Origin of the sequence: Stutzerimonas stutzeri (assembly GCF_038561965.1) — a bacterium.
GTDB lineage: Bacteria > Pseudomonadota > Gammaproteobacteria > Pseudomonadales > Pseudomonadaceae > Stutzerimonas > Stutzerimonas stutzeri_AA.
Genome location: NZ_CP139348.1, coordinates 1,186,124 through 1,204,394, shown reverse-complemented (window position 1 = coordinate 1,204,394; position 18,271 = coordinate 1,186,124). Strand labels below are relative to the sequence as shown.

The following is an 18,271-nucleotide window of genomic DNA, read 5'->3' as shown; positions in this document are numbered from 1 at the left end:
GAGCCACTCGTCCGAGCTGCGCTCGTCTGACGCATTGACTTTTGAGTCAGGAATTAGTTGACCGAAAAGTCAGATAGCGATAGTTTGCGCGTCAGAACAACAACAGTCGGAGGCATCGCCGTGATCCAGTTTCTCCTCAATCGTGAGTTGCGCAATGAGCAGGCTCTCGACCCCAACACCACGGTGCTGCAGTACCTGCGCGAGCACCGCGGCAAAACGGGCACCAAGGAAGGCTGCGCCTCCGGCGACTGCGGCGCGTGCACCGTCGCAGTCGGCGAGCTGGTGGGCGACCGCCTGCGCTACCGCACCCTCAACTCTTGCCTGACCTTCGTCTCCGCCCTGCACGGCAAGCAGCTGATTACTGTGGAAGACCTCAAGCATCAGGGCCAGCTGCACAGCGTTCAGCAAGCCATGGTCGACTGCCACGGCTCGCAGTGCGGGTTCTGCACACCAGGCTTCGTCATGAGTCTGTTCGCTTTGCAGAAGTCGGCAGACGGTTACGACAAGGCCGACACCCACGAAGCACTGGCTGGCAACCTCTGCCGCTGCACCGGCTACCGCCCGATACTGGAAGCGGCCGAGCAGGCCTGCTGCGGCAAGCAGCCGGATCAGTTCGACGCCCGCGAAGCCGACACCATCGCTCAGCTGAAAGCCATCGAACCGCGCGAAACCGCCGAGCTGAACAGCGGTGACAAGCGCTGCCTGTCGCCACTGACCGTGGGCGACCTGGCCGACATTTACAGCGCCAACCCCGATGCCCGCCTGCTCGCCGGTGGCACCGACCTCGCGCTGGAAGTCACCCAGTTCCACCGCGAGCTGCCGGTGATGATCTACGTTGGCCACATCGCCGAGATGAAGAAGGTCGAAATCACCGACAGCAGTATCGAGATCGGCGCGGCCACCCCGCTGACCGATTGCTACGAGGCGCTGGCGCAGGAATACCCGGACTTTGGCGAACTGCTGCATCGCTTCGCCTCCCTGCAGATCCGCAACCAGGGCACCCTGGGTGGCAACATCGGCAATGCCTCGCCCATCGGCGATTCGCCGCCGCTATTGATCGCTCTAGGCGCTCAAGTGGTCCTGCGCAAGGGCAGCAACAGCCGGACGTTGCTGCTGCAGGATTACTTCATCGACTACAAGGTCACCGCCCGCGAACAAGGCGAGTTCATCGAGAAGATTATCGTGCCGCGCGCCCAGGCCAACCGGGTGTTCCGCGCCTACAAGGTGTCCAAGCGTCTGGACGATGACATCTCCGCGGTCTGCGCCGCGTTCGACCTGAAGCTCGAAAATGGGCTGATCGACGATGCCCGCGTCGCCTTCGGCGGCATGGCCGCCATTCCGAAACGCGCGGTGGCCTGCGAGCGCGCGCTGATCGGCGCGCCGTTCAATGCCGACACCATCGAGCGCGCCTGCGAAGCGCTGGGAAAGGACTTCACGCCGCTCACCGACTTCCGTGCCAGCCGCGAATACCGCCTGCTGGTCGCCCAGAATCTGCTGCGCAAATGCTTCCACGAACAACAAGCGCCGGCGTATGAAACGAGGGTCACTTCCTATGCATAAGCCAACCAAGTCACAAGAAGAATTGGCCGCCCTGTTCAAGCAGGATCTGGTGACTGGCGTCGGCCGTGGCGTCAAGCATGACAGCGCGCCCAAGCACGTTACCGGCGAAGCGGTCTATGTCGACGACCGTCTGGAATTCCCCAACCAGCTGCACGTCTACGCCCGGATGAGCGACCGTGCCCACGCACGCATCGTGCGCATCGACACGGCGCCCTGCTATGAAGTGCCCGGCGTCGCCATCGCCATCACCGCTCAGGACGTGCCGGGTCAGCTGGACATCGGCGCGGTCATGCCCGGTGACCCACTGCTGGCGGACGGTATTGTCGAGTTCATCGGCCAGCCGGTGATCGCCGTCGCCGCCGACAGCCTGGAAACCGCCCGCAAGGCGGCCATGGCTGCGATCATCGAATACGAAGACCTGGAACCGGTGCTCGACGTGGTCGATGCGCTGCACAAGAAGCACTTCGTGCTCGACAGCCATACGCACCAGCGCGGCGATTCGGCGACCGCGCTTGCCGCCGCCCCCCGCAGACTGCAAGGCAGTCTGCACATCGGCGGGCAGGAGCACTTCTATCTTGAAACCCAGGTTTCCTCGGTGATGCCGACCGAAGACGGCGGCATGATTGTCTATACCTCGACGCAAAACCCCACCGAAGTACAGAAGCTGGTTGCCGAAGTGCTCGGCGTCTCGATGAACAAGATCGTCATCGACATGCGCCGCATGGGCGGCGGCTTCGGCGGCAAGGAAACCCAGGCCGCGGGCCCTGCGTGCATGTGCGCGGTGATCGCGCACCTCACTGGCCGCCCGACCAAGATGCGCCTGCCACGCATGGAAGACATGACCATGACCGGCAAGCGCCATCCGTTCTACGTCGAGTACGACGTCGGCTTCGATGATGACGGCCTGCTGCACGGTATCGAGATCGACCTGGCCGGCAACTGCGGCTACTCGCCGGACCTCTCCGGCTCCATCGTCGACCGCGCCATGTTCCACTCCGACAACGCCTATTACCTGGGCGACGCCACCATCAACGGCCATCGCTGCAAGACCAACCTGGCCTCCAACACCGCCTACCGCGGCTTTGGCGGCCCGCAAGGCATGGTCGCCATCGAGGAGATCATGGACGCGGTGGCACGCGAGCTGGGCAAGGACCCGCTGGACGTCCGCAAGCGCAACTATTACGGCAAGACCGAGCGCAACGTCACCCCGTACTACCAGACCGTCGAGCACAACATGCTCGAGGAGATGACCGCCGAGCTCGAAGCCAGCAGTGAATACGCCAGGCGCCGCGAGGAGATCCGTGCGTTTAACGCCACAAGTCCGATCCTCAAGAAGGGCCTGTCGCTGACGCCGGTGAAATTCGGAATCAGCTTTACCGCCAGCTTCCTCAACCAGGGCGGCGCGCTGGTGCACGTCTACACCGACGGCAGCATCCACCTGAACCATGGCGGCACAGAAATGGGTCAGGGCTTGAATACCAAGGTGGCCCAGGTGGTGGCCGAGGTGTTCCAGGTCGACATTGATCGCATCCAGATCACCGCGACGAACACCGACAAGGTGCCGAACACCTCGCCAACCGCCGCTTCCAGCGGTACCGACCTCAACGGTAAAGCAGCGCAGAACGCCGCCCAGACCATCAAGCAGCGGTTGGTCGAATTTGCCGCGCGGCATTACCAGGTCACCGAAGAGGACGTGGAATTCAAGAACGGTCAGGTGCGCGTGCGTGACCGGTACGTATCGTTCGACGAGCTGATTCAGCAGGCCTATTTCGGGCAGGTGTCGCTGTCGTCCACCGGCTTCTACCGCACGCCGAAGATCTACTACGACCGCAGCCAGGCGCGCGGCCGGCCGTTCTACTACTTCGCCTACGGCGCGGCCTGCTCGGAGGTGATCGTCGATACGCTGACAGGCGAGTACAAGATGCTGCGCAGCGACATCCTGCATGACGTCGGCGCCTCGCTGAATCCGGCTATCGATATCGGCCAGGTAGAAGGCGGCTTCGTCCAGGGCATGGGCTGGCTGACCATGGAAGAGCTGGTGTGGAACGACAAGGGCAAGCTGATGACCAGCGGCCCGGCCAGCTACAAAGTTCCGGCCGTTGCCGACATGCCGCTGGATCTGCGGGTCAAGCTGGTGGAAAACCGCAAGAATCCGGAAGACACCGTGTTCCATTCCAAGGCCGTCGGCGAGCCGCCGTTCATGCTCGGCATTTCGGTCTGGTGTGCAATCAAGGACGCCGTCGCCAGTCTGGCGGACTACAAGGCGCAGCCGAAGATCGACGCGCCGGCGACGCCCGAACGGGTGCTGTGGGGGGTGGAGCAGATGCGCAAGTTGAAGCGGACGGCCAAGGCTGCGCCGCTACCGGCAACCGAAACGATTAGCTGAGCGGCCTCGTAACGCAAAGGAGTTGCGTAGAGAGAACCGTAGGATGGCGTTGAGCGAAGCGATACCCATCGATGTTGCCGATGATCGCGGCGGGTATCGCAAGCTCAACCCACCCTACGGTGGTGGAGTTAATCGTAGGAGCGAGCTTGATCGCGGCGTGTTCCGCGCCGCAGCGAAGCGATCGCCGAACTCTGTTCCCGAGCAGAACTAGGCGGCTCTGGCGCCTACACGGAAAAATCGCATGCCATTAGGCATCGGAGAACGACATGAACAGCTGGATAGACGCCCTCGCCGACCTGCAACAACAAGGCGAACCCTGTGTGTTGGTGACCATCATAGAGGAGCGTGGCTCGACGCCGCGCAATGCCGGCTCGAAGATGGTGGTCAGCCGCGAGCGTCTGTACGACACCATTGGTGGCGGCCATCTGGAATACAAGGCGCAGCAGATCGCTCATGAGATGCTGGAAAACCGCAGCCGCGATACCCGTCTCGAGCGCTTCTCCCTCGGCGCGAGCCTGGGCCAATGTTGCGGCGGCGCCACTGTGCTGCTGTTTGAACCCATGGGCCAACCGCAGGCACATATCGCCGTGTTCGGTGCCGGCCATGTGGGTCGCGCCTTGGTGCCGCTACTGGCCAGCTTGCCGTGCAAGGTGCGTTGGATCGATTCACGTGAAAGCGAATTTCCGGCTCATATCCCCCAGGGGGTCGAGAAGGTGGTGAATGACGAAGTCGTCGATGAAGTCGAGGACATGCCCGCGGGCAGCTACTTCATCGTCATGACCCACAACCATCAACTCGACTTGGAGCTGACCGCGGCGATCCTCGAGCGTAACGACTTCACCTACTACGGGCTCATTGGCTCGAAGAGCAAACGCGCCAAGTTCGAACACCGCCTGCGCGACCGCGGCTTCCAGCCCGAAACCGTGCAGCGCATGCGCTGCCCGATGGGTATCGCCGAAGTGAAGGGTAAATTGCCGATCGAGATTGCCGTATCGATTGCCGGTGAGGTGATTGCCACCTACAACGCCAGCTTTGGTGAAAAAACCGCAGACGGTGAAAAGCCGGTGCCCATGCTGGTGCCCGCCTCACGACGTGGCTGACGGCACGCGGTTTTAACCGCGAAAAAACGTCACAGCGCGTCAATGCCATCGCGCCCATGATTTATTACGAAGAAACACCACACCCACAAAGCGTTTCGCGCCGCACTGCTGCCCTGCCTCGTCGATTCAGGACTGGTAGACGCAGAACCGGGCACGACAACGCATTGGGCCGGAATCCAACAACGAAGGAATGGGAGCGCTCAGGGACGTCGAGCCTTGGGCACGAAGACGCCGCTTCGAGCGAATCGCGGTCAAGGCCGCTCCCACGACTGTTTTATGAGAGAACGCCATGCATCAAGCAAAAGCCTACCGTGCCGCCCTGCTCCACTGCCTTGCTGACCCGCGCGAAGTGGGCATCGAGCAATCCTACGAATATTTCGAGGACGGCCTGCTGGTGGTCGAGGACGGCAAGATCGCGCGCATCGGCGCTGCCACCGAGCTGCTACCCACGCTGCCGGCCGGCACCGAGGTGGTCGAATACCCGGATGCGCTGATCACCCCCGGCTTCATCGATACCCATATTCACTACCCGCAGGTCGGCGTGATCGGCTCGTACGGCACCCAGCTGCTGGATTGGCTGGAAACCTACACCTTCCCCAACGAAGGGCGTTTCAGCGACATGGCGCATGCCCGCGAGCAGGCAGACCTGTTCCTCGGCGAGTTGCTGCGCAACGGCACCACCACAGCGCTGGTGTTCGGCACGGTGCACAAGCAGTCGGTGGATGCCTTCTTTGAAGCGGCAGAAAAGCTCAACCTGCGCATGATCGCCGGCAAGGTGCTGATGGACCGCAACGCACCGGACTTCCTCACCGACACCGCCGAAACCGGCTATGCCGACAGCAAGGAACTGATCGAGCGCTGGCACGGCAAGGGCCGCCTGCATTACGCCGTCACGCCGCGTTTCGCGCCGACCAGCACCCCCGAGCAAATGACACTCGCCGGCAAGCTGTTCGCCGAATTCCCCGACCTGTACATGCACACCCACATTTCTGAGAACAAGCAGGAGGTCGAGTGGGTTAAAGAGCTGTTCCCGGAGCGTAAAGGCTACCTCGACGTCTACGACCATCATGGTCTGATCGGCGCGCGCTCGGTATTCGCCCATGGCATCCACCTGTGCGACGACGAATGCAAACGTCTTGGAGAGACCGGTTCGGCCGTCGCCTTCTGCCCCACCTCCAACCTGTTCCTCGGCAGCGGCCTGTTCGATCTGGCCAAGCTGGAAGGCTACGGCGTACGGGTGGGGTTAGGCACGGATGTCGGCGGCGGCACCAGCTTCTCGCAACTGCAAAGCCTCAACGAGGCCTACAAGGTGCTGCAGCTGCAGGGCCAGAAACTCGATGCGTTCAAGGCGCTCTACCTGGCCACGCTCGGCGGCGCACGGGCGCTGTATCTGGACGACAAGATCGGCAACCTGCAACCGGGCAAAGATGCCGACTTCGTCGTCCTCGACTACAAGGCGACCCCACTGATCGACTACCGCCTGAGCCAGGCGACAACGCTGCAGGAGAAACTCTTCGCCCTGATGATTCTGGGTGATGACCGCGCGGTGAAAGAAACCTACGCCGCAGGGGTTTCGGTGCACCGAAAGGCTTCCTGAACAGCAGGTCGCGGACGTAATCATCAACAGCCGTTGATGCGTGTTTTGTTGGACGCGTGGATCGGAGAAGCGGGATCCACCCTACGGATCGGAGCCAAAACCGCGGCCCGTAGGGTGGATGTCGCTTTTTACATCCACCACCAGTCGCACAGAACCCAATGAACCCGTGAATCGCGCTTTTTACGTCCACCATCAAATCGCACCAAGCTAAAGAACGCGTGGATCCGTGAAGCGCGATCCGCCCTACGGCTTCAACGCCGCCATCAGCGTGTCGAGGTTGTGCTCGAACATGCCGAGATAGGTGCTGGCTGGTCCCTCACTAGCGAGTGCATCCGAATACAGCGTGCCGCCGACGGTGGCGCCGGCCTCGTCGGCGATCTGCTCGATCAGCCGCGGATCACGGATGTTCTCGACGAACACCGCGCGTACGCCCTCGCTGCGTATCTGCCGGATCAGTGCGGCGACGTCCGCCGCCGAGGGTTCGTCATGGGTGGACAATCCCTGAGGCGCGATGAATTCCAGCTGCCAGGCCTGCCCCAAGTAGCCGAATGCGTCGTGGCTGGTCACTACCTTGCGCTGACTGGCCGGCAAACCCGAAATCCGAGCGTCCGCTTTTTTGAGTAACGCGTGCAGGCGGGTCAGGTAGGCGTCGCGACGCTCGTTGTAGACGTCGCGGTTGGCAGGGTCGAGTTCGCCGAGTGCCTTGGCGATGTTTCGTACATAGATCTCGGCATTGGTCAGGCTCTGCCAGGCATGCGGATCCGGCACTCGCTCTCCATCCTCATCCAGCATCAACGGCACGACACCCGCACTGGCATTGATGCGTTTGCCGGTGGGCTCGCTGCTGGAGAGCACGCGCTCCAGCCATGGCTCGAAGCCCAGGCCGTTGGCGATGATCAGGTCGGCACGCAGCAAAGCCTTGGCATCGTCCGGGCTGGGCTCGTAGAGATGCGCGTCGGCATCGGCATGCACGAGATTGATCAGGTCGATGTTGTCGCCGCCGACTTCGCGAGTCAGATCCGCCAGGATGCTGAAGCTCGCCACCACATTCAGTTTTTCCGCCGCTTGCAACGACAAAGGCAGCCACAAGGCCAGCGCGAAAAGCAGGTAACGCATGATCAATACCTCAAACAGTCATGGGAAATGGAGACGAGCGCAGCAGGCCGTGAACCGGGCCAGCGACCACCGAGAACAGATAGAAAATGCCGGCCAACAGCACGATGCACGGCCCGCTGGGCAGGCTGGCGTAGAAGGAAAGCAGCAGCCCCAGCCACACGCACACTGCGCCGATCAGCGCAGCGAGCGGCAACAGGACCAACAGTCGACGGCTCCAGAAGCGCGCCGCGGCAGCGGGCAACATCATCAGCCCCACCACCATCAGCGCGCCGATGGCCTGGAAGCCGATCACCAGGTTGAGCACCACCAGCGTCAGGAAGGCGGCATGTGCCAGCGGGCCGAAGCGGCTGATGCTGCGCAGGAACAACGGATCGAGGCTGTCCAGCGCCAGGGCGCGATAGCTCAGGGCGAGCACCACCAGGCTGAACATTGCAGTGCCGAGCATGCCGTACAACGTGGTCGTATCCACCGCCAGCGCCGAGCCGAACAAGAGGTGCAACAGATCCAGCTTGCGCCCGGCCAAACCAAGCAGGAGCACACCGCTGGCCAGCGAAATCGGATACAGCGCCGCGAGGCTGGCATCCTCGCGCAGCCCGGTACGCCGCGTGACCCAGGCTGCTGCCCCGGCCATGCCAAGGCCGGCCACCAAGCCGCCTGCGGTCAGCGCCGGCAGGCTCAAGCCGAACAACCAGAATGCCAGCGCTGCGCCGGGCAAAATGCCGTGGGCGATGGCATCACCCATCAGGCTCATCCGACGCAGAATGAGAAACACGCCAAGCGGTCCGGCACTGCAGGCCAGCGCAACGCTGCCGAACAAGGCCCGGCGCATGAATGCGAATTCGCTGAAAGGTGCCCAGAGAACATCCGGCGTCACGCGACCTGCCCAAGCTGTTGCCGCTCGGCCGCGAACTGGCGGATCGGTGCCTTGAGGCAACCGCTGCGCGCGATCAGCAACCCCTCGCAGTTGTTCCGCTCCAGTCCGGCAAGGTTATGGCTGACCAGTACCAGCGTCCTCCCCTCCTGCTGCCAGCGCTCGACGTGCTGCCAGAGTAGACGCAACCCCACGTCGTCCAATGCCGCCTCGGGTTCGTCGAGCAACAACACCTGAGCATCGGTCAGGCTCAGACGCGCCAGCAAGGCACGCTGCAATTCGCCACCGGAAAGCGCATGCAAGCCCTGGCTTTGAAGGTCGAGCAGCCCCCAGTCCACCAATGTCTGGCGCAGCCGCGCCTGACGCCCGCTACGCCCCAGTCGGCTGCGCCAGAAACCGGCACTGACCAGTTCGGCCAGGCGAATGGGGAACTGCCGATCCACGTGCTGTTGTTGCGGCAAATAGGCCACACCACCCATGAGCGGTACACCCACATCGACTCGGCCTGCCAATGGCCGATCCAGCCCTGCTATCACCTTGAGCAGGCTGCTCTTGCCCGAGCCGTTGCTACCGATGACGGCGGTCAGGCTGCCCGCCGTCAAGCGCAGATCCAGCGGTGGCGTAAGCGCGCGCCCACCGGCGCCCCACTGCAAGCCATGGCATTCGATCATTGTCACCTCGTAATTGAGTAGTTCCGGGCCGCACGGTATTTGCGCTCGGCAGCGCGCCCGCGTCTCTGCCTAGATGCGGGAGTGAGCCAGCAAGCGCATGCTATAGTTATAACATAACAATATGCATATCGACCAAGGCGCCGCAACCGACCTCTGTAATGATCAGCAAGGATGAAGGAGACGCATGGGAGATCCCGGGACTAGAAAAACAGACGCAGCCTGCACCGCCAAAGAGCGGGACATAGGCAGACGGAGTTCAGCGGCATCGAGACAGAGAATGGCTTCGCAGGGGGCTGCTTGGTTCCGGCGGGCTGCCGGCGCGATTGATGGCGAAACACTTGGCGCTGGCGCGATGCGCGCCAGCGCGATCAGGTCTAAGCCTAGCGGGCCGTACGCGGCTTTTTCTTCGCCAGGGCGAGATGCGAGAAAACGGCGTGCAGATCGTCTGACGCGCTGTCTTCATCGAGGTTGAGCTTGCTGTCGATGTGATCCATGTGATGCATCATCAGGCTGACCGCTTTTTCGCTGTCGCGCGCAGCGATGGCGTCGATCAGCTGGTTGTGCTCATCGTAAGAGCAATGCGAGCGGTTGCCGCTTTCGTACTGAGCAATGATCAGTGAGGTCTGCGAAACCAGACTGCGCTGGAAACTCACCAGCGGTGCATTCTTCGCCGCCTCGGCCAGTTTCAGATGGAATTCGCCGGAAAGACGAATGCCGGCACCGCGATCGCCACGGGCGAAGCAATCTTGCTCGTCTGTCACCATCTGCCGCAGTTCGGCCAGCTGATCGGCGCCTGCGTGCTGCACCGCCAGTTCGGTGATGGCTCGCTCGACCAACCGCCGCGCGAAAAAGATCTGTCGGGCTTCGTCGACACTGGGACTGGCAACCACGGCGCCGCGGTTGGGCCGCAGCAGCACCACGCCCTCGTGCGCCAGGCGCGAAAGCGCGCGTCGGATGATGGTGCGGCTCACCCCGAAAATTTCGCCCAGGGCTTCTTCACTGAGCTTGGTGCCCGGCGCAAGGCGCTGTTCGAGGATTGCATCGAAGATGTGTGCGTAAACGATGTCGTCCTGGGTCCCGGTACGGACCTTGCCGCTTTTCGTCGGCTTTTTCAGAGGCTGCAACTGTTCGTTCATGGTGACTCGCGTCGGAAGTATCGGCAGACCGAACTTTACTGCCTTTCAGCGCCTGACTGCAGTGGCTGTGGGGCAAACAGCGAAATAAATCCAGTTTCATTGTGCACAATCAACGATTTGCAAATCTCGACGCCTACCGCCTTTGTTCTAGCGTGCCTGTCCAGAGAACTGCCCGAGAGCGTCTATCCAGAGACCCAAAGGCAAACATTACGAATCGAGTTGCATTTTTTGTATACAAAAGCATAATCGCGAACAAGCCTTCCTGACCTTTCGGTCAAAAAAATCGAACAGGACGAGCCCTCACCATCACCTGCCTCAAGAGCACCGCTCTGGGTGATAGACAACAAGAACGATGAGGAACACCTTGTGGAAAGCACCAAGCAGGAACAGGCGGCCCTCGGGCTGCAGCCGAAGAATCCCGGCTTGCTCGACCGATTCTTCAAACTCACCGCCCACCGAACCACCATCAAGACCGAGCTGCTTGCCGGCCTGACGACGTTCGTCACCATGGCCTATATCATCTTCGTCAACCCCAACATCATGGCCGACGCCGGCATCGACCATGGCGCGGCTTTCGTTGCGACCTGTATCGGTGCGGCCCTCGGTTGTCTGCTGATGGGGCTTTACGCGAACTGGCCGGTGGGCTTGGCGCCCGGCATGGGTCTCAACGCGTTCTTCACCTATACCGTGGTCGGCGAGATGGGCTACAGCTGGCAGATCGCGCTGGGCGCGGTGTTCATCTCCGGCATCCTGTTCATGATCATGAGCCTGTCTCGTCTACGCGAGTGGTTGCTCAACAGCATTCCGATGAGCCTGCGCTTCGCCATGGGCGCCGGCGTCGGCCTGTTTCTCGGCTTGATCGGCTTGAAGACCGCCGGCATCGTCGTCGACAGCCCCGCGACCCTGCTGACCATGGGCTCATTCGGCGAACCCACTGCGCTGCTCGCAGCTGTGTGCTTTCTGATGATCGCCGTACTCAGTCATCGCAACATCTTCGGCGCGATTCTGCTGAGCATGCTGGTGGTCACCGGCATCGGTTGGGCGCTGGGTCTGGTCGAGTACAACGGCCTGGTTTCGATGCCGCCTAGTCTGGCGCCGACCTGGCTAGCCATGGACATCGCCGGCGCGCTGAACGTCGCGATGGTCAGCGTGATCCTGGCCTTTCTCTTCGTGAACATGTTCGACACCGCCGGCACGCTGATGGGCGTTGCGCATCGCGCGCACCTTGTGGATGAAGACGGCAAGATCCAGAACCTCTCACGCGCCCTCAAAGCGGACAGTACCTCCAGTGTCGCCGGCGCGCTGGTCGGCTGCCCACCCGTCACCAGCTACGTCGAAAGTGCTTCGGGCGTTGCCGCGGGCGGCCGTACCGGGCTGACCGCGGTCACCGTCGGTGCACTGTTCCTGGTCGCCATGTTCTTTGCGCCGCTGGCCGGCATGATCCCTGCGTATGCCACGGCCGGCGCACTGATCTATGTAGCCATGCTGATGATGAGCGGCATGGCGCACATCGACTGGAAGGACCACACCGACACCATTCCGGCTATCGTTACGGTGGTGATGATGCCGCTGACGTTTTCCATCGCTAATGGCATCGCGCTGGGCTTCCTGACCTACGCGACGCTCAAGCTGCTGACGGGGCAGCGCGAGAAGGTCTCGATCAGCCTGTATGTCTTGTGCGTGATCTTTATCGCCAAGTTCGCGTTTCTCTGAACGAAGCTGGGCAGCGCCCGGCTCGCCCCCTAGCCCCTCCGCTTGCGGTGGGGCTTTTGCATAGGCCAAGGAGGCCCAATGACCCTTGAGATATGGCTGTTATTCGCCGGTGCGGCGCTGGTGGTGATTCTCATACCGGGGCCGCTGTCGCTGCTGATGATCAGCAACAGCCTGAACTACGGGGTACGCCGTTCCTGGCCGGCCTTCCTCGGCGGGGTGACAGCCTCGCTCGCCCTGCTCTGCGCCTCGGCCCTGGGACTCGGCGCATTGCTAATGGCGTCGGAGCAGGTATTCAGCGTGCTGAAAATCCTCGGTGCCTTCTATCTGTTCTACCTGGCTTGGCAGAGCTGGCAAGAGGCTCGCCAGGCACCGGCGCCGAGCGACATCGAAACCCCGGCCCTCGTCCCGCGTTTCAGTCGGCTGTTCGGCCGGGCGTTTCTGCTGGGCGGCAGCAATCCGAAGGACATCCTCTTCTTCGCCGCCTTTCTGCCGCAGTTTCTAAGCACGGCGCAGCCTTTTCTGCCGCAGCTGCTGGTGATGATCGTCACCTGGGCGGTGCTGGATCTCGGCTGCAAGTTGGCCTATGGACTTGGCGCGCAGCGTGCGGGCCATTACCTGCGCTCCGGAAGGGGGCACGTCTGGTTCAACCGGACCAGCGCGGCGCTGTTTGGGGGCGCAGGTGCGGCTTCGTTGTTTAGCCGGTGAGTGAGGACTTTCATCCACTCCGTCAGCTGCGGTGACGCGGCGGAGAACTCGTCTTCGCCCCCAAGCACCCGCTAGCCGCACGCCGTAGTTCGCGCACAGCTTTCTCCCGCCCATAAAAAACCCGCCATGACGGCGGGCAAAGGGACTCCAGAAGAGTCAGCACGTAAAGGAAATGCCTCAGCTACCGCGATAGGTCGAATAGCTGTACGGCGAAATCAGTAGCGGCACGTGATAGTGATCCTGCCCGGCATCGATACCGAAACGCAGGACCACTTCGTCGAGGAACGCCGGCTCACCCAGTTTCACGCCGCGGCTGCGGTAGTAATCGCCAGCGTGGAAATGCAGCTGGTAGACGCCAGACAGGTAATCATCACCCTCCAGCAATGGGCTGTTGCAGCGGCCATCGGCATTGGTTTCTCGGCTGGCGACCAAGGTCAGCGCCTGGTCGTCAACGCGATACAGCGACACCTTGATCCCGCTGCCCGGACAACCATGGGCGGCATCGAGTACATGTGTGGTCAATCGGCCCACGGGCACCTCCGCTTCGTTGATAGGAAACTGACCCGAGCATAACCACGCGAACCGGCCCACTCAAGACAATTTGCATATAATTTTGTACACAATTCAAAATAGGCAGGATTGGCCCGATCTCTGCAGATCTCTGGTGCCACCATGCTGACTGCGTAGCAGCATCCCCAAAGCGATCAGCGCGATACCGGCGAAATTGGCTATTTACAAACGGCACATCAATTTGTATACAATCGGATCATCCAGTCGAGCTAGACGACCCGCCATACAGGAAGCACCTCAGTGACCGCCGACTACCCACGCGACCTGATCGGTTACGCCAGCAATCCACCGCACCCGCATTGGCCGGGCGATGCCCGTATCGCCTTGTCTTTCGTACTCAATTACGAAGAAGGCGGCGAGCGCTGCGTGCTGCACGGCGACAAGGAATCCGAAGCCTTCCTGTCCGAGATGGTCTCTGCTCAGCCGTTGCAAGGCGTACGCAACATGAGCATGGAGTCGCTCTACGAGTACGGTAGCCGCGCCGGTGTCTGGCGCCTGCTCAAGCTGTTCGATAAGCACGACATTCCGCTGACCATCTTCGCCGTGGCCATGGCCGCCCAGCGCCATCCGGAGCTGATAAAAGCGATGGCCAATGCCGGTCACGAAATCTGCAGCCATGGCTACCGCTGGATTGACTACCAGTACATGGACGAGGAGCAGGAGCGCGAGCACATGCTCGAAGCGATCCGCATCCTCACCGATATCGTTGGCGAACGTCCGCTGGGCTGGTACACCGGCCGCACCGGGCCGCACACCCGCCGGCTGGTGCGCGAGGAAGGTGGCTTTCTCTACGACTCCGACACCTACGACGACGACCTGCCCTACTGGGACCCGGAATCGACACCGGAACAGCCGCACCTGGTGATCCCGTACACGCTGGACACCAACGACATGCGCTTTACCCAGGTCCAGGGCTTCAACACCGGCGACGATTTCTTCACCTATCTGAAGGACGCGTTCGACGTGCTCTACGCCGAAGGCTGCGAAGGTGCGCCGAAGATGTTGTCCATCGGTATGCACTGCCGGCTGCTCGGTCGCCCGGCGCGCCTGGCCTCGCTTGCTCGCTTCCTCGAATACGTGAAGGGCTTCGACAAGGTCTGGTGCGCTCGCCGCGTCGATATCGCACGGCACTGGCATGCCACCCACCCTCTTACTGCGGAGCGCAACGCATGACCCCCTTCAAGACGATCAAACCTTCGACCCTGGACCGCGACGCGTTCGTCGCCGCCTTCGCCGATGTTTACGAACACTCCCCATGGGTCGCCGAGACGGTCTATGGCGCCGGCGTCGACGAGACGCTGGATTACGTCGAGGTGATGCACACCCGCCTGTCGCAGGCCATGCTCGCGGCCGATCACGCGACGCAGCTGGCATTGGTCAATGCTCACCCTGATCTGGCAGGCAAGGCCGCCGTGCGTGGCGAGTTGACCGCCTCCAGCACTTCGGAACAGGCCGGCGCCGGCATCCATGAATGCACCGCCGAGGAGTTCGACCGTTTCACCGAACTCAACGATTCCTACAAGGCGAAGTTCGGCTTCCCCTTCATCATGGCGGTCAAGGGCAGCAATCGACATCAGATCCTTGCCGCCTTCGAGGAACGCATCCACAACGACCCCGAGCGGGAGTTCGCCCGAGCGCTGGCGGAGATCAACAAGATCGCCTTGTTCCGTCTGCAGGCGATGTAACGACCGCATCAACGCAGTGATCGATCGAAACCGCTTCTCTCAGCCAAGGCAGACGAGTCATGAAAGCTAGCTCCGTACCCTTCGAAAAATACGTCAACCTTGCTGATGCCCGCCTGGGCACCCGCGCCGTCTCCGTCACCGACGACTGGTTCGCCGACGTCAATCGGCTGTTCCAGCCGACGCCGGCGGTATGGAAGGAAGGCGTATTCGATGACAACGGCAAGTGGATGGACGGCTGGGAGTCGCGCCGCAAGCGCTTCGAAGGCTACGACCACGCGGTGATTCGCCTGGGCGTGCCGGGCTCGATCAAGGGCGTCGACATCGATACCAGCTTCTTCACCGGCAACTACCCGCCGTCCGCCTCGCTGGAAGCCTGCTTCATTACCGAAGGCGACCCGAGCGACGACACCGTCTGGACGGAAATCCTGCCGGCGGTCGAGCTGCAGGGCAACAGCCACCACTATCACGAGATCGCGTTCGACAAGCCGGTCAGCCACCTGCGCTTCAACATCTACCCGGACGGCGGTGTGGCACGCCTGCGCGTGCACGGCATCCCGTTCCGCGACTGGAACAGCGTCGGCGACAACGAGCAGCTCGACCTGGCGTCGGCGCTCAATGGCGGCCGTGCGCTGGCCTGCTCGGACGAGCACTTCGGCCGTATGAGCAACATCCTCAACCCCAATCGTGGCGAAAACATGGGCGACGGCTGGGAGACCGCCCGTCGTCGTACGCCGGGTAACGATTGGGTCATCGTCGCCCTAGGTCACCCGGGCGAGATCGAACGCATCGTCGTCGACACCCTGCATTTCAAGGGCAACTACCCCGACAGCTGCAGCATCCAGGCAGCCTATGTCAAAGGCGGCACCGACAGCCAGATCGAGACCCAGAGCCTGTTCTGGCGCGAACTGCTGCCGAGCCAGAAGCTTTCCATGCACGCCGAGCACACATTCAGCGAGCAGATCGCCAAGCTCGGCCCGATCACCCACGTGCGCCTGAACATTTTCCCGGACGGTGGCGTCAGCCGGCTGCGGTTGTTCGGCAAGGCGGCCCGCTAAAGCCGGCGGTTGTAGGGTGGCTTGCTGCCTGAGGGTCAGCGACTACGCCATGGTGGGCTGAAGCCCACCCTCCTGCTCCGGCAGCCGGCCGGCCCACCCCAAAATCATTACGAACTGAACGAGCACAGCATGCGCACACTCAAGATCGAACCGTTGACCAAGGAAGCCTTCGCCCCATTCGGTGATGTGATCGAAACCGAAGGCAGCGACCACTTCATGATCAACAACGGTTCCACCCGCCGCTATCACAAGCTGGCAACGGTCGAGACCGCGCAGCCGGACGATAAGGCCATCATCAGCATCTTCGCCGCCGATGCGCTGGAGATGCCGCTGGTCATCCGCATGCTCGAAAGACACCCGCTGGGCAGCCAGGCGTTCATTCCGCTGCTCGGCAACCCCTTTCTGGTCGTGGTCGCGCCACTTGGCGATGCACCTGTACCGGGTAACGTCCGCGCCTTCCGCAGCAACGGCAGGCAGGGCGTCAATTACCACCGCGGCGTCTGGCACCACCCGGTGCTGACGATCGAAAAGCGGGATGAATTCCTGGTGGTCGATCGCAGCGGTTCAGGCAACAACTGCGACGAGTACTTCTTCACGGAGGATCAGCAACTCCTCCTCGACCCCCAACGGAAATCGACTTGAGTGCAGCCGCACTCGCGACGGGCTCAAGCCGACTCCAATAAGAAGAAATGACGGCCGCTACGGTGGCCGTGCAAAGAGGTAATCAACGTGGACGCACATCTGACCGAATGGCTGAACCTGAGTATTCGCTGGATTCACATGATCGTCGGCATCGCCTGGATCGGTGCCTCCTTCTACTTCGTCTGGCTGGAAAACAACCTCAACCGCAGTAACCCACGCGAGGGGCTTTCGGGCGACCTCTGGGCCATCCACGGTGGCGGTATCTACCACCTGGAAAAATACAAGCTGGCCCCGCCGCAGATGCCGGAAAACCTGCACTGGTTCAAGTGGGAGGCCTACACCACCTGGCTGTCCGGCGTGGCACTGCTGATGGTGGTGTATTACCTCAACCCGAGCCTGTACCTGATCGCGCCAGGCAGTGGCCTGTCTCCCGCGACCGCCATCGCCCTAGGCTTCGGCTCGCTGATCGTGGGCTGGTTCGTCTACGACCTGCTCTGCGATTCAGCCCTTGGCAAAACGCCCGCCCTGCTCGGCCTGATCCTCTTCGTACTGGTGATCGCCGCCTGCTGGGGCTATTCGCAAGTATTCAGCGGTCGCGCGGCCTACATTCACACCGGTGCGCTGATCGGCACGATCATGGTCGGCAACGTGTTCCGCATCATCATGCCGGCCCAGCGCGCGCTGGTGGCGGCCATCGAACAGAACCGCACGCCCGACCCGTTGCTGCCGGCCAAGGGCCTGCTGCGTTCGCGGCACAACAATTACTTCACCCTGCCGGTGCTGTTCATCATGATCAGCAACCACTTCCCCAGCACATACGGCAGCCAGTACAACTGGCTGATCCTCGCCGCCCTCGGCGCGCTGTCGGTGCTGGCACGCCACTACTTCAACACCCGCCACAGTGGTAATCGCTTCGCCTGGGCGCTACCGGCCGCGGCACTGGGCATGATCTGCCTGGCCTATGTCACCGCGCCGAATCGCCAACCGGCCGCGCCGAACCTGGCGCCGACTAGCCCCGAGCAAGCCAGCATGAGTGCGCAGCAGACCGGCACTTCCACCGTTGCAGAGGCTGACGCCAGCAACAGCGAGTTCGCCAAGGTTCGCAGCGTGATCGATGAGCGCTGCACGGTGTGCCATGCCGCACAGCCGAGCAGCCCATTGTTCAGCGCGCCCCCGGCAGGCGTGATGTTCGATACGCCTGAGCAGATCAAGCAGCAGGCAGCGAAGATCCATGCGCAGTCCGTCGCCAGCCAGATCATGCCGCTGGGCAATATGACCAACATGACTCAGGAAGAGCGCGACCTGCTTGGTGCCTGGATCGACAAGGGCGCCCCGATCGACTGATCGGCGCCCGCCAGCCGCGCTCCCGGGCGCGGCTTTTTTTCATCCCGAGCAACCCAACCTAACCACACCAGACGGAGAGAACTCCTGACCCGGTGGGCCCGGCTGCAGCCGATCGAGCCC

The 18,271-nt window shown here is 62.1% G+C and carries 16 protein-coding genes; 11 read left to right on the top strand and 5 right to left on the bottom strand.

The genetic code is table 11. From position 1 onward, the window contains the following. Positions 1–120 precede the first annotated feature (120 nt). The 4 genes from xdhA to guaD all read left to right on the top strand — a co-directional run bounded on the left by xdhA (position 121) and on the right by guaD (position 6,643). Positions 121–1,560, top strand: coding sequence for a xanthine dehydrogenase small subunit (gene xdhA, locus SM130_RS05370; RefSeq protein ID WP_102823116.1), 1,440 nt, complete (start codon positions 121–123; stop codon positions 1,558–1,560). Further along, positions 1,553–3,946: a xanthine dehydrogenase molybdopterin binding subunit gene (gene xdhB / locus SM130_RS05365; RefSeq protein WP_102823115.1), complete on the top strand. Its 2,394-nt coding sequence runs from the start codon at positions 1,553–1,555 to the stop codon at positions 3,944–3,946. The genes xdhA and xdhB overlap by 8 nt, the downstream gene beginning before the upstream one ends. A gap of 266 nt (positions 3,947–4,212) precedes the next feature. Continuing rightward, a complete protein-coding gene (gene xdhC, locus SM130_RS05360) occupies positions 4,213–5,046 on the top strand; it encodes a xanthine dehydrogenase accessory protein XdhC (RefSeq protein WP_102823114.1) in 834 nt (277 codons plus the stop codon). A 289-nt stretch (positions 5,047–5,335) separates the two neighbouring features. Beyond that, complete coding sequence (gene guaD / locus SM130_RS05355; protein ID WP_102823113.1) at positions 5,336–6,643, top strand: guanine deaminase; 1,308 nt, start codon at positions 5,336–5,338, stop codon at positions 6,641–6,643. A 243-nt stretch (positions 6,644–6,886) separates the two neighbouring features. Here guaD and SM130_RS05350 read toward each other — a convergent pair whose 3' ends face one another. From SM130_RS05350 to SM130_RS05335, 4 genes are all read right to left on the bottom strand, one after another. Continuing rightward, positions 6,887–7,759: a metal ABC transporter substrate-binding protein gene (locus SM130_RS05350; protein WP_102823112.1), complete on the bottom strand. Its 873-nt coding sequence runs from the start codon at positions 7,757–7,759 to the stop codon at positions 6,887–6,889. A 10-nt stretch (positions 7,760–7,769) separates the two neighbouring features. Next, positions 7,770–8,588 carry a metal ABC transporter permease gene (locus tag SM130_RS05345; RefSeq protein ID WP_181019198.1) on the bottom strand — a complete coding sequence of 273 codons (819 nt, stop codon included), beginning with the start codon at positions 8,586–8,588 and terminating at the stop codon, positions 7,770–7,772. A gap of 41 nt (positions 8,589–8,629) precedes the next feature. Beyond that, positions 8,630–9,301, bottom strand: a complete 672-nt coding sequence (locus tag SM130_RS05340; RefSeq protein ID WP_181019197.1) for a metal ABC transporter ATP-binding protein — start codon at positions 9,299–9,301, stop codon at positions 8,630–8,632. A 380-nt stretch (positions 9,302–9,681) separates the two neighbouring features. Further along, positions 9,682–10,437, bottom strand: coding sequence for a GntR family transcriptional regulator (locus SM130_RS05335; protein ID WP_102823109.1), 756 nt, complete (start codon positions 10,435–10,437; stop codon positions 9,682–9,684). 366 nt (positions 10,438–10,803) lie between these two features. On the opposite strand from SM130_RS05335, the gene SM130_RS05330 reads away from it, so the two are divergent. Both SM130_RS05330 and SM130_RS05325 read left to right on the top strand, forming a co-directional pair. Then, positions 10,804–12,150: an NCS2 family permease gene (locus tag SM130_RS05330; protein WP_102823108.1), complete on the top strand. Its 1,347-nt coding sequence runs from the start codon at positions 10,804–10,806 to the stop codon at positions 12,148–12,150. 78 nt (positions 12,151–12,228) lie between these two features. Beyond that, positions 12,229–12,855 (top strand): LysE family translocator, encoded by a 627-nt coding sequence (locus SM130_RS05325; protein WP_102823107.1) that lies wholly within the window; start codon positions 12,229–12,231, stop codon positions 12,853–12,855. A gap of 177 nt (positions 12,856–13,032) precedes the next feature. On the opposite strand, the gene uraH is transcribed toward SM130_RS05325, so the two are convergent. Beyond that, positions 13,033–13,386, bottom strand: a complete 354-nt coding sequence (gene uraH / locus SM130_RS05320) for a hydroxyisourate hydrolase (protein WP_102823106.1) — start codon at positions 13,384–13,386, stop codon at positions 13,033–13,035. 279 nt (positions 13,387–13,665) lie between these two features. On the opposite strand from uraH, the gene puuE reads away from it, so the two are divergent. The 5 genes from puuE to SM130_RS05295 all read left to right on the top strand — a co-directional run bounded on the left by puuE (position 13,666) and on the right by SM130_RS05295 (position 18,151). Then, entirely contained in the window at positions 13,666–14,598 is a 933-nt protein-coding gene (gene puuE / locus SM130_RS05315) for an allantoinase PuuE (RefSeq protein ID WP_102823105.1), read from the top strand. Further along, on the top strand, positions 14,595–15,110 hold the full coding sequence (gene uraD / locus SM130_RS05310; protein WP_102823104.1) for a 2-oxo-4-hydroxy-4-carboxy-5-ureidoimidazoline decarboxylase: 516 nt from the start codon (positions 14,595–14,597) through the stop codon (positions 15,108–15,110). The genes puuE and uraD overlap by 4 nt, the downstream gene beginning before the upstream one ends. Positions 15,111–15,169: 59 nt before the next feature. Next, on the top strand, positions 15,170–16,165 hold the full coding sequence (gene alc, locus SM130_RS05305; protein ID WP_102823103.1) for an allantoicase: 996 nt from the start codon (positions 15,170–15,172) through the stop codon (positions 16,163–16,165). A 129-nt stretch (positions 16,166–16,294) separates the two neighbouring features. Then, a complete protein-coding gene (locus SM130_RS05300) occupies positions 16,295–16,807 on the top strand; it encodes an ureidoglycolate lyase (RefSeq protein WP_102823102.1) in 513 nt (170 codons plus the stop codon). A gap of 87 nt (positions 16,808–16,894) precedes the next feature. Then, positions 16,895–18,151 (top strand): urate hydroxylase PuuD, encoded by a 1,257-nt coding sequence (locus tag SM130_RS05295; RefSeq protein WP_102823101.1) that lies wholly within the window; start codon positions 16,895–16,897, stop codon positions 18,149–18,151. Positions 18,152–18,271: the final 120 nt, after the last annotated feature.